At 65.9% G+C, this 12,314-nt stretch carries 7 protein-coding genes; 4 read left to right on the forward strand and 3 right to left on the reverse strand.

Annotation, left to right across the window (positions count from 1 at the left end):
* Window positions 1-14: 14 nt before the first annotated feature.
* Genes MSP7336_RS22235 through MSP7336_RS22245 form a run of 3 tightly spaced genes read right to left on the reverse strand, consistent with a single transcriptional unit; the run spans window position 15 to window position 3,250 of the window.
* A complete protein-coding gene (locus tag MSP7336_RS22235; RefSeq protein WP_113965200.1) occupies window positions 15-713 on the reverse strand; it encodes an Rv3717 family N-acetylmuramoyl-L-alanine amidase in 699 nt (232 codons plus the stop codon).
* 47 nt (window positions 714-760) lie between these two features.
* Window positions 761-1,555, reverse strand: a complete 795-nt coding sequence (locus MSP7336_RS22240; RefSeq protein WP_113964628.1) for a DUF1906 domain-containing protein — start codon at window positions 1,553-1,555, stop codon at window positions 761-763.
* Between the two features lie 36 nt (window positions 1,556-1,591).
* The gene (locus MSP7336_RS22245) at window positions 1,592-3,250 is read right to left on the reverse strand and encodes a serine/threonine-protein kinase PknD (protein WP_244917505.1); all 1,659 of its coding nucleotides are present in this window, start codon (window positions 3,248-3,250) and stop codon (window positions 1,592-1,594) included.
* A 249-nt stretch (window positions 3,251-3,499) separates the two neighbouring features.
* On the opposite strand from MSP7336_RS22245, the gene MSP7336_RS22250 reads away from it, so the two are divergent.
* From MSP7336_RS22250 to MSP7336_RS22265, 4 genes are all read left to right on the forward strand, one after another.
* Window positions 3,500-4,633, forward strand: coding sequence for a BTAD domain-containing putative transcriptional regulator (locus tag MSP7336_RS22250; protein ID WP_113964629.1), 1,134 nt, complete (start codon window positions 3,500-3,502; stop codon window positions 4,631-4,633).
* Window positions 4,634-5,130: 497 nt separating this feature from the next.
* Window positions 5,131-5,706: an N-acetylmuramoyl-L-alanine amidase gene (locus tag MSP7336_RS22255; RefSeq protein ID WP_280524372.1), complete on the forward strand. Its 576-nt coding sequence runs from the start codon at window positions 5,131-5,133 to the stop codon at window positions 5,704-5,706.
* Window positions 5,707-5,816: 110 nt separating this feature from the next.
* Entirely contained in the window at window positions 5,817-9,017 is a 3,201-nt protein-coding gene (locus MSP7336_RS22260) for an AAA family ATPase (RefSeq protein WP_113964630.1), read from the forward strand.
* A gap of 108 nt (window positions 9,018-9,125) precedes the next feature.
* The gene (locus MSP7336_RS22265; protein WP_113964631.1) at window positions 9,126-12,314 is read left to right on the forward strand and encodes an adenylate/guanylate cyclase domain-containing protein; all 3,189 of its coding nucleotides are present in this window, start codon (window positions 9,126-9,128) and stop codon (window positions 12,312-12,314) included.

Here is a 12,314-nt window from a genome sequence, read left to right on the forward strand (position 1 = left end):
TCTGAGTCGCTCTGCTAACTTGCAGGCGCCTTGAGGCTCAAGTAAGCCACTATCCCCTGAGCCACCGCCGCCGCGAATTTCGCGCGCCCTTCGGGACTGCCCATTTGAGCGGCCTCGTCGGCGTTCTTCATGTTGCCGAGCTCGACTAAGACCGCCGGGTATTCGGCTAGATTCAGTCCGGCAAGGTCGGCGCGGCCATACAGACCGTTCGACCCAACATAGGTCGATGGCTGCAGGTCGGCCGCGGCCAGCGAATCACGCATGGTTTCCGCCAACTGCACGGCGGGCCCGGCCTGCACGTCGTTGAGCGGCGGACTGGAGTAGTTCACGTGGAATCCGCGGCCGGTTGGCGGTCCCGCGTCGGCGTGGATACTGACAATCGCGTCCGGGTGCATCGCGTTCGCCAACGCAGCCCGCTGATCGACGCAGGGCCCCACGGAATTGTCGCCATCCCGGGACATTTGAGTACGCACACCCATCTGGCTGAGCGCGTCGCGGACACGCAGCGCGACATCCCAATTGAAGGCATGCTCGGCATAGCCGCCGTCGGTCGCGGTGCCACTGGTGTTGCACTCTTTCGTGCCACCGCGCCCGTTCGGGACCTGCCGTGTCAACGACGAGTCGGCCACACCGTTGTGGCCCGCATCTAAAAAGACCGTCGTTCCAGCGATATTCGGCGCCGCTGATGCGCGCGGTTCAATTCCGGCCGTCATGGCGACACCCGCAACCACTAGTGCGATGGCGATCAATCTGACTGACACTAATGACGGTCCCACTGCCCGAAATCGGCTGCAAGCACATCGTCGACGTCCACGTGAATGCCGCCCAGCAGAGGACCCGGGCTCGACGGGGTGTTGACCACCGCCTGATAGAGCACCGCCCGGGATTCGCGCTCACCGTGTGACCACGCCGCTGTCTGCCACGCCCACCAGTGGCCTGCAGTAGTGGAGCGCCCGATAACGCCGTCTTCGATTGCCCACCCACACGCCCGTGAATGCCCATAGATACCGGTGCGATCAACACCAAGCACCGAATTGATGCCTCGAAACCACTCGACCGCAACGCTTTTCCATGTTTTGAGGTCGATGTCCTCATCGACACTGAAGAAGATCGGCGCCGAAGCGCCACCTCCGGCCGCAGCGTGTAGTCGTTGAGCCGTCTGAGCGTCTGCGAGGCCGCCGTCACGGCCGCGGGTGAAATCCGATGGATCCGGCCAACCAGGCTTGCCGTATTGGAAGTTACTGACAATCTGAAGTCCGGCCGTGCGTAGCTCATCCGCGTACTGACGGGTGACCGGCTTGAAATCGAAATTTGCATCCGGCCGGGACTCGGATACAAAGACCACTGCGCCGTCGTAACCCGCGGCCTTGATCTGATCGGCCGGGACCAGTCGTTCGGTGAAATCGATCAGCTTGCCGTTTGCGGCAAAAGCCCGCGGGGCGTCGAACACGGCGGCCAGCGTTCCCGAGCCCGCAAGAATTGGCGACAACAAGGCAGATTTGAGGACTTCGCGCCGCGAAAAGACCAGCCGCCGGTCAGGCTTTCGAGCAAGCACTCGTCACCTCAATCGTCATCTGCGTCTTGTCAAGCATTACTCCGCCGGCAGCTTGAGCACCCGATTATCAATGAAGTCGGTGACGTAGACACTGCACGCGTGGTCCAAGGCCACACCGACAGGACCCTTGAGGCCGGTAAACGGTAACTCGACCTGGCTGCTCGACCCCGCCGGAAGTTTGAGCACTCGGGCGTTGAGGTTGTCGGCGACGTAGACGTTGCCGGCAATGTCCGCGGCCACACCATAGGGGTTGTTCAGCCCGGTGAACGGGAGCTCGACCTGGGTGTTCGATGCGGTAATCAGTTTGAGCACGCGGTTGTTCGTGGAGTCGGTGACGTAGACATCGCCGGCAACGTCCACTGCCACCGCGTTGGGAAAGCGTAGGCCGGTAAATGGCAGCTCAGTCGGGGTGTCCGAGTTCGCGGCCAGTTGCAAAACCCGGTTGTTGGTGGCGTCGGCGATGTAGACGTTGCCGGCCGCGTCGATTGCCACGCCTAGCGGCAAGACCAGGCCGGTGAACGGCAGGTCGACCGGTTCGGTCGAGCCCGCCGGCAGTTTCAGCACCCGGTTGCTGTAGTCGGTGAGGTAGACATGGCGGTCGATGTCCACCGTGAGACTCGCCGGACCAGTCAGACCGGTGAACGGCAGCTCGACCTGCGTATTCGAACCTGCGGGCAATCTGAGCACCCGCACGTTACTGAAGTCGGCGACGTAGACGTCGCCGGCGACGTCCACCGCAACCCCCGAGGGATTGATCAGGGCGGTGAATGGGAGCACCTCCTGGGATGGCAACGGACGATCCACAGTTGGCGTGCTGGCCGGGATCGTGTCTGCGAGATTTCGGCCCGAAGCAGTGAGTGCGCGCTGGGCGGCAACGGCCAGCTCGCGGGCGCTGGCGTAGCGATCAGCCGGCTTTTTGGCCATCCCCCGCGCGATGACCTCGTCAAAACCCTCCGGGATGTGTGGTCGTCGTTGGCACGGGCGCGGGATCGGCGCCGTCAGATGCGCGGTGATCAGCGCGGGCAGATCCCCGGTCGCGTATGGCGGGCAGCCGGTCAGGCATTCATACAGCACACACGCAAGGGCGTAGATATCGGTGCTGTGACTCACCTCGGCGTGGCTGAGACGCTCAGGAGCCATGTAGGCAAACGTGCCCATCGTGGTACCAGAGCTGGTAAGGCTGGCGTCATTAGCGGCATTGGCGAGCCCGAAATCCACCAGGCAAGCGAAGTCATCCGCGGTGAGCAGGATGTTGGCCGGTTTGACGTCGCGGTGCACCATCTGGGCGTTGTGGGCGGCATCGAGAGCGGCCGCGACCTGGCGCACGATCGCCACCGCCCGGGGCGGGCTCAGCGGTCCCTCGTTGGCCAGCACATCCTGAAGGTCGGTGCCCTCGACCAGGCGCATGTCGATGTAGAGCTGACCGTCGATTTCCCCGCAGTGATGGATGGGCACAACGTGCGGGTCGTGCAACCGTCCGGCATGCCGGGCCTCCCGGAACAGCCGCTCTCTGAACACCTCGTTTCGCGAATACGGAGCCGTGATCAATTTCAAAGCGACCAGGCGGTCCATCACGGTGTCTTCAGCCTCATACACGTCGCCAAACCCGCCGCTGCCCAGCAGCCGCCTAAGCAGATAGTGGCCGAACCGTGAACCCGCCCGCGGCCCCAGCGGGCCATCAGCCGGCTCGTTCACTACGCGATCACCCCTCAGCATGCGACGGTCGAAAACCTTCAGGCCATCAAGTATGCGATCGCCTACCGACACCGAAGACAATTTCGGGAACCTGCTGGCAATAACAGTTGGTTGGATATGAATATGCGACCCGGTGCAGTTATTTGCGCCGCTCGTTCGGAATTTTGCGATCGAGCCCGAAGTGGACGCGGGGCGCAGCAGAATGGGAGAACCCGAGCCCCCCGGTTGGACTGAAAGGCTGGTAACGCAATGGGGGAGTCCGGTCTGGACTTCGGCGTTTTGGGACCGCTGCAGCTGAGCGCGAACGGCACCCCCGTGGCGTTGGGCGCCCCGAAACAGCGCGCGGTGCTCGCCATGCTCGTGCTGAACCGCAATCGACCTGTTGGTGTCGAGGAATTGATCGATGCCGTGTGGGACGAATCGCCGATACCGGCAGCGCGCGCAACCATCCAGTCCTATGTATCCAACCTGCGCCGAGTTTTGTGCAGCGCCGGGTACGACGGGCGCAGCCTGCTGGCCAGCGCACCGCCGGGGTATCGACTCAACATCGCAGATCCTGATTGCGATCTGGGGCGTTTCATCGCCGCAAAGACCGCGGGAGTAAACGCGGCCGCTGCGGGACGATTCGAACAGGCCAGCCGCCATCTGGCGGACGCGCTGGCCGAATGGCGCGGGCCGGTCCTCGAAGACCTGCGTGATTTTGCTTTCGTCGAGCGATGGACCCCCGCGCTGACCGAAGACAAACTGCTCGCGTACACCGCCTTCGCCGAAGCTGAAATCGCATGCGGACGCGCCTACGGCATTATCGGTGAGCTCGAAAAACTCACCACCGAGAACCCTTACCGTGAACCGCTGTGGCAGCAGCTGATCACCGCTTATTACGACGCCAAACGCCAATCCGACGCTCTGGACGCCTACCAGCGACTAAAAGCGACGCTGGCCGACGAATTGGGCATCGACCCCAATCCCGCGGTCAATGCCTTGTATGAACGGATCCTGCGCCAAGAACCTTTAGACACCAAACGAGCCGCACAAACCAGCGCCGTGAAGACCATTGCCACCTCCGCAGTGCCCATGGCGCAGCCCCGTCAAGATGCGGTGGCAGAGCTGTGCGACACCGCCGGACGCCGCTACCCCCTGGAATCGGCGGACACCCGGATCGGGCGTCTCGCGGACAACGACATCGTCCTGGGCGACCAGGAAATCAGCCGCCACCACGCCGTAATCATCGACACCGGAACGAAGTTCATGATTATCGATCTGCGATCGGCCAACGGCGTCGAGGTGCGGGGCCAGCGGATCGCCGCCAGCGCGGACCTCTCCGACGGCGACCGTATCCGGATCGGGCACCACGAGTTCGTCTTCCACGTTCGTCCACGCTAGAGAAAGTCCGCGCCCAACTCTGCTGGTCCGGTGCCCGGGCACGCCGACGCAAGAATTTCTCAAGGATCTGTTGAGAACCTCTCAATGTGCGTGCCGGGACCTATCGGTGCTCGCCCAAGGGTGTGCTGGCACCCGGCTGAGGAGGGGTCTGCCGGGTGTCATCCCCAAGCTAGCGCTGAGGTCTGCAGACGCTCGAGAAATGGTGGCATAAAGCAGATTTGAGGACTTCGCCTCGCGACGGAAAACTACGTCCGTATCGTGAGGCCATGGATGCGCCTGGCCCCGAACGGCCCGACCACTGCCCGGATTGCGTCAACCGTCGTCAGCTGCTGCGCCTGGCGGGCAGCGTCGGTTTGGCGTCAATGGTCAGCGCCTGCTCGACCGCGACCACACCGCGAACGGACCGTGTCTCAGCGTCTCCCGTCGGCCTGACGACCAGACCGGCAGCACCCGTCACACCGCCCCCGCTTGCCCCGAGCACCGGTTCACCGCTACTGCTGTGCCGGGATGCATGGGGCGCGCGCCCCGCCCGCCCCGGGGGAAGGCGCCACACCATCACCCGTTTGACTCTCCACCACGAGGCCGTGGTCCTCGGCGAAAACCGTAATGCCCCAGGCCGGTTGCGCCAGGACCAGCGATACCACCAGGACCAGCTGGGCTGGATCGACATCGCATATCACGTCGGCGTCGACCGTGATGGCAACATCTACGAGCTGCGGAGCACCGAGCTTGCCGGCGACACCGCGACGGACTACGACACCACCGGCCATTTTTTGGTCCTGTGCGAAGGCGACTTCGATCAAGAAACCGTGTCGGAGGCACAGCTTCACAGCACCGCTGCTGCGTTCGCATGGGCCGCCCAGACCTTCGGGGTCACGAGCGCCACGCTGGCCGGGCACCGGGACCTGGCCCGGACGTCGTGCCCGGGCGCAAACCTCTATGCCCACCTCGCCTCCGGTGACCTCAAACGCCGCATCGATGGCCTGCTTGCCGCCGGCCGGGTGGATCTACAGCGCTATTGCGGGCCCGACGCTGCCGCACGAGTCGCAGCGATCGAGAACGGCGGCCCGTGACGAAGTCGTATCCCAGCAACTAAATACCGACGCAGCTCACGCCCACTATTCTTGGCACTCAGAATTGTCAGCAAATCGGGGCGCTCAGACCCTGGATCGGCGGTGCTCGGATGGCGGCGGGCGTGGCGTGCGGATCGTGCGGCACCGGTCTGCGCGCGGAGGCCAAGTTCTGCGACCGATGCGGTGCCCCGACCGCGGCTATTGCCGATACCGCTGAGTACAAACAGGTGACGGTCCTGTTCGCCGACGTAGTGCGCTCGATGGACATCGCGGCCGCCCTGGATGTAGAGCGGTTGCGCGAAATCATGACCGAGCTCGTGGAGCGGGTGACCGCGGTGGTCCGCCGCTACGGCGGCGGAACCGTGGAATACACCGGCGACGGCGTGATGGCGATCTTCGGTGCCCCGGTGGCGTTGGAGGATCACGCTTTTCGGGCGTGTCTGGCCGCGCTTGGCATTCAGCAAGAGGTGAACCGGTTGGCGACCGAGGTGCACCGCCGCGACGGCGTGGCGCTGCGGCTGCGCGTGGGCCTCAACTCGGGTCGGGTGATCGCCGGTGAGGTCGGTTCGGGGCCGCTGAGGTACGCGGCGACCGGTGAGCCGGTGGGAATGGCGCAGCGGATAGAGTCCGTTGCCCCGCCTGGTGGGGTGATGCTTTCGGAATCGACCGCCCGCCTGGTCGAGCACAGCGTGATGTTGGCTGAGCCGGATTGGGTGTGCATCAAGGGAGCCGACGAGCCGGTGTGCGCCCGCCGACTGCTGGGGATCGGCCCGCGCCATCCCCCGGTCGGGCGCACCGAGGCGAGCTTGATCGGTCGGCGCTGGGAGATGGCTGCCCTCGACGCCATAATCGACCGCGCCGTCGGGGGCCGCGGTGGCGTGGTTCATGTGGTGGGACCGCCGGGCATCGGCAAGTCCCGGATGGCCCGCGAGGCCGCGAACGCCGCAGCCGGTCGCGGGGTGCAGGTGGTGTGGGCATTCTGCGAATCGCACGCCCGCGACCTCTCGTTTCACGTGGTCGCGCGACTGCTACGGGCAGGCAGCGGTGTCGCCGACCTCGACGGCCAAGCCGCCCGCACGCGGGTCCGGGATCAATTTCGCGACGCCGACCCGCAGGACCTGCTGCTGCTTGATGATCTGCTGGGCATCGCCGACCCGAACGTGGCACTGCCCCAGATCGATCCCGACGCGCGGCGACGCCGGCTGACCGCGCTGATCAACGCCGCATCGTTGGCGCGCACCGAACCGGTGCTGTTCATCGTCGAAGATGCCCAGTGGATCGATGCGGTCAGCGAGGCGATGATCGCCGATTTCCTCACCGTCGTTCCCCACACGGCGTCGGTGGTGTTGATCACTGCCCGCCCCGAGTACCAAGGGCCGTTGATGCGGGCGCCCGGCGCCCAGACGATAGCGCTGACCGCCCTGCGCGACTCGGAGACGGTGGCGCTGCTCGCTGAGCTGCTGGGTGCGGATCCCTCAGCGGGCGGACTGGCCGCGATCATCGCCGAACGAGCCGCCGGGAACCCGTTCTTCGCCGAGGAGATGGTTCGCGAGTTGGCCCAGCGCGGGGTGCTGAGCGGCGCGGCGGGGAGCTATGTCTGTCACACCGACGTCGCCGAGGTGAGCGTGCCGGCCACGGTGCAGGCGACCATCGAAGCCCGCATCGACCGGCTCAGCGCCCCGGCCAAGCGGACATTGACCGCGGCGTCGGTGATAGGCGCCCGCTTCGAAGCCGAGCTGCTGGCCGGGCTGGGGGTCGATGCGGTGGTCGACGAGCTACTCGGCGCGGAACTGATCGATCAGGTGCGGTTCACCCCAAGCGCCGAGTACGCCTTCCGGCATCCGCTGATCCGCGCGGTTGCCTACGAATCGCAACTGAAAGCGGACCGCGCCAGGCTGCACCAGCACGTCGCGTCCGCGATCGAATCACACGACCCGGCGGCGGCGGATGAAAATGCCGCGTTGATCGCCGAACACCTGGAGGCCGCCGGGGATCTGCGCGCCGCGTACCAGTGGCACATGCGCGCCGCCAACTGGGCGACTTACCGCGACATCGTCGCGTCGCGACGAAGCTGGGAGCGCGCCCGAGCGATCGCCGACGCGCTTCCCGCCGAGGATCCCGACCGGACAGCGATGCGCATCGCGCCGCGCACCATGCTGTGCGGGATCGCCTGGCGAATCCAGATGGATGTGGCGGGTGATCGCTTCGATGAATTGCGCGAGCTGTGCAGCACAGCCGGCGACAACGCGTCACTGGCCATCGGCATGGCCGGACTGGTGCTGGATCACGCATTCAAGGGCCGGATCCGCGAGGCGTCGCAACTGGCGTCGGAAGCCATGGTCCTCGTCGAGTCGATCGGCGATGCGACGTTGACGGTCGGGCTGTCGTTTCCGGTGACCTATGCCAAAGCACAAAGCGGCGAGTGGGATGTCTTGCTGCGATGGTCCCAGCGGGCCATCGAGCTGGCCGACGGAGATGCGTCCAAAGGGAACTTCATCATCGGTTCTCCGTTGGCGCTGGCCTTGGTGACACGGGCTGCCGCCCGGTATTGCCTGGGTCGCCCAGGATGGCCAGACGACCTGCGGCACGGCATGAGCATGGCCCGCAGCGCCGACCCGTTGTCCTACGCCACGGTGGTCACCTACGTCTACTTCCCCGGAATTGCGTTCGGCGTGCTGAGGCCCCACGACTCGGCCCTGCGCGAGATCGAGGATGCGCTGGGAATTGCCGAACGATCCGGTGATGACCTGGCGGTGGTCTGGGCCCGGGTTACGCTGGGCCACGCGCTGGTACACCGCCAGACGGATGCGGAGCGTTCCAGCGGACGGAAGCTGCTCACGGAGGCCAGCGAAGCGTTCCGGCGCCGCGGACACTCGTTGTCCGAGTTGCCGCTCGTCAACGCGTACTTGGCGCGTGAGAAGGCCCGCCGTGGAGATCGCCACGAGGCCATACCGCTCATGCGCGCCGCTGTCGGTGACCGGGTCAGCGACAGACAACCGCTGGCGTGGGGCTACGCCATTCCTGCGATAGGCGTTCTGGCGGAGACGCTGCTCGAGAATGGGACCGAGTCCGACGTGGCGCAAGCCGAGGCCATGATCGAGCGGTTAGCGTCTGCTCCAGCCGACGACGATCTGGCGATGCGCGACATCTGGCTGCTGCGGCTGCGCGCGCTGGCGGCCCAGGCCCGCGGCGACGACGTTGCCCACCGGGACTTGGTGAATCGGTACCGCGCGATGGCGGAAAGGCTTGGCTTCGAAGGACACATCGCCTGGGCCGAGACGATGCTCGGCAATTGGCCGACCCATCCGTGATGCGCTCCGCACCGCATTACATCGGAGCCCAATAACGCCGTACTTTGCTGGTGAAAGCCCTATTCTGGGCAATCAAGATTGTCGGGGCCCTGGATCGGTGGTGCTCGGATGACGGCGGGCGTGATATGCGGGTCATGCGGGGCTGGGCTGCGGGAGAAAGCCAAGTTCTGTGACGAGTGCGGTTCCCGGATTGCGTCTTCTGCCGACACCGCCGAGTACAAGCAGGTGACGGTGCTGTTCGCCGACATGGTGCGGTCGATGGACATCGCCGCGGCCGTGGACGTGGAGCGGTTGCGCGAGATCATGACCGAGATGCTGGAGCGCCTGGCATCGGTGGTGCAGCGCTACGGCGGCGGGCGCGTGGAGTACACCGGCGACGGGCTGATGGCCATCTTCGGCGCGCCGGTTGCGTTGGAGGATCATGCTTTTCGCGGGTGCCTTGCCGCGCTGGCCATGCAGCAGGAGGCCAACCGGTTGGCGGAAGAAGTCCAGCGCCACGATGGGGTGGCGCTGCGGTTGCGGGTGGGCCTGAATTCGGGTCGGGTGATCGCCGGTGAGCTCGGTTCGGGCTCGCTGGGGTACCGAGCCGTCGGCGAGACGGTCGGGTTTGCCCAGCGGATGGAATCGGCGGCTCCCCCCGGTGCGGTGATGCTCTCGGAGTCGACCGCACAGCTGGTCGAGCACCTCGCGATGCTGGGCGAACCGGAGTCAGTGCGCGTCAAAGGCGCCGACGAACCGGTGCGCGCGCGCCGGCTAGTGCGGATCGGCCCGCGAGAGGGGCTGGTCGGGCCCGCCGAGACAAGCCTGGTCGGGCGGCGCTGGGAGATGGCGGCCCTGGAGGCCATGCTGGACCGCGCGGTCGGCGGTCGCGGCGGTGCGGTGACGGTCATGGGACCGCCGGGCATCGGCAAAAGCCGGGTGGCCCGCGAGGTTGCGGCATTGGCCGCCGGTCGCGGGGTCGAGGTGTATTGGGCGTTCTGTGAGTCGCATGCCGTTGACATCTCCTTCGGCGTGGTGGCGCAGGTGCTGCGATCGGCCAGCGGCGTGGCCGGCCTTGACGGTCCCGCCGCCCGCGCGCGGTTGCACGCTGCGATGCCCGATGCCGACCCGCAAGATCTGCTGCTGCTAGAGGACCTGCTCGGCGTCGCCGACCCTGAAGTGCCGCTGCCGGCGATCGATCCGGATGCCCGTCGGCGCCGGTTGAGCGCATTGGTCAATACCGCGGCGCTGGTGCGCACCCGACCGGTGCTCTACATCATCGAGGACGCCCATTGGATCGACGCGGTCAGCGAGTCCATGCTGGCCGATCTGTTCACCGTCATCCCGCGCACCCCGTCGATGGTGCTGATCACCACCCGCCCCGAGTACCGGGGAGCGCTGACCCGAGCACCCGGCTTCCAGACGATAGCGCTTGGGCCACTGGGTGATTCGGATATTGCAGCACTGATGAGCGAACTCCTGGGCACCGATCCCTCGGTCAGTGAGCTAGCGGCGATCATCGCAGAACGGGCCGCGGGCAACCCGTTTTTCGCCGAAGAGATGGTGCGCGAGTTGGTGCAGCGCGGAGTGCTGAGCGGTGCGCGCGGGAGCCACGTCTGCCAGGCGAATGTTGCCGAGTTGAGTGTGCCGGCCACGGTGCAGGCCGCCATTGAAGCGCGCATCGACCGACTGGCCCCCGCAGCCAAGCGCACTTTGACCGCGGCCTCGGTGATCGGTGCCCGCTTCGAAGCCGAGCTGCTGGTCGCGCTGGGAATCGATCCGGTGGTCGACGACCTGTTGCGCGCGGAACTGATCGATCAGGTGCGGTTCACTCCAAGGCCCGAGTACGCCTTTCACCATCCGCTCATCCGCACAGTGGCCTACGAATCACAATTGAAATCCGATCGCGCCCAATGGCACCGGCGCCTGGCCGCCGCGATCCAACAACGCGAGCCGGGCTCGGTAGAGGACAACGCGGCGCTGATCGCCGAACATCTCGAGTCTGCGGGCGATCCGCACGCGGCATACGACTGGCACATGCGCGCCGCCGCGTGGTCGACCATCCGCGATCTCGACGCCGCCCGGCTCAGTTGGGAGCGGGCACGCCGCATCGCCGACACCCTGCCTGCCGACGACCCCGGTCAGCTGTCGATGCGCATCGCCCCCCGCACCATGCTGTGTGCCACCGAGTGGCATGGCCGATTTGTCCAGGACCGCCGGAGCCGCTTCGCGGAGCTTCGGGAGTTGTGCACCGCGGCCGGGGACAAGGTCTCGCTGGCCATCGGCATGTCCGCGCTGGCCAGCGAGCTGGCCTACGCCGGGCGCTCCCGCGAGGGCTCGCGGCTGGTCTCCGAACAGTTGGCGCTGCTCGAATCGATCGGGGATCCCACCTTGACCGTGGGGTTGGCGATCGTGGTACTCCTCAACTGGGCCGATAGCGGTGAATTCGACAAAATCTTGCGGTGGTCGCAGACCGTCATCGACCTGGCCGCCGGTGATCCCGCCATGGGAGCGGACTTCGGTATCGGATCGCCTCTGGCGGTCACGTTGACATGGCGCGGCATCGCTCGATATTGGCTCGGCCGCCCTGGGTGGCGCCAAGACTTTCAAGACGCCGTCGATATGGCCCAAAACAGCGACCCGGCAACCCTCGCGACCGTCGTGGCCTGGACCTATGGTTGGTCGATTCACTACGGGGTCCTTCGAGCCGATGACTTCAAGGTGCAAGCGATCGAGGGGGCGGTGCAGACCGCCGAGAGGGCCGGCAACGACACCGCACTGAGCGTGGCCAAGTACGGTTTAGGTGGCGTGCTGCTGATGAGCGACGCAGCGGCCGACCGGCGTCGCGGGCTGGAGCTGATTTCGCAGGCCCGCGATATCTGGCAACGCAAGCGGGTCGGCCTTCAGATGCTCCAGATCGTCGAATCGTGGACCGCCCGAGAGAGGGCCGGGCAAGGCGACCGCGATGCCGCCATAGCGGTGATGCGGAAAGCCGTAGACGAGCTACACCAAGCAGAACGGCTCGGTCTTGGCCTTCTGGGCACCGGCTTTCTGGTGGAGGCGCTGCTCGAGCGTGGTGCCGAGGGCGATCTGGCCGAAGCGCAGGCTGAGATCGACCGGTTGACGAAACTGCGGGCCGATCAAGGTCCGGCGATGCGCAAGATCACGCTGTTGCGGCTGCGTGCACTGCTTGCCCGCGCCCGCGGCGACGACGTTGGCTACCGGGACTTGGTGAATCGCTACCGCGAAATGGCGGAATCGCTTGGCTTCGAAGGACATATCACCTGGGCCGAGGCGATGATCGAATGCACAGAATAG

Source organism: Mycobacterium shimoidei (genome assembly GCF_900417275.1).
In the GTDB taxonomy this organism is placed as follows: Bacteria; Actinomycetota; Actinomycetes; order Mycobacteriales; family Mycobacteriaceae; genus Mycobacterium; species Mycobacterium shimoidei.

What these genes read in the sequence shown, in the direction of transcription:
- MSP7336_RS22260 (WP_113964630.1), top strand. Translation starts at nt 5,817, where the DNA reads ATGGCGGCGGGCGTGGCGTGCGGATCGTGCGGCACCGGTCTGCGCGCG.
- MSP7336_RS22265 (WP_113964631.1), top strand. Translation starts at nt 9,126, where the DNA reads ATGACGGCGGGCGTGATATGCGGGTCATGCGGGGCTGGGCTGCGGGAG.
- MSP7336_RS22250 (WP_113964629.1), top strand. Translation starts at nt 3,500, where the DNA reads ATGGGGGAGTCCGGTCTGGACTTCGGCGTTTTGGGACCGCTGCAGCTG.
- MSP7336_RS22235 (WP_113965200.1), bottom strand. Translation starts at nt 713, where the DNA reads ATGACGGCCGGAATTGAACCGCGCGCATCAGCGGCGCCGAATATCGCT.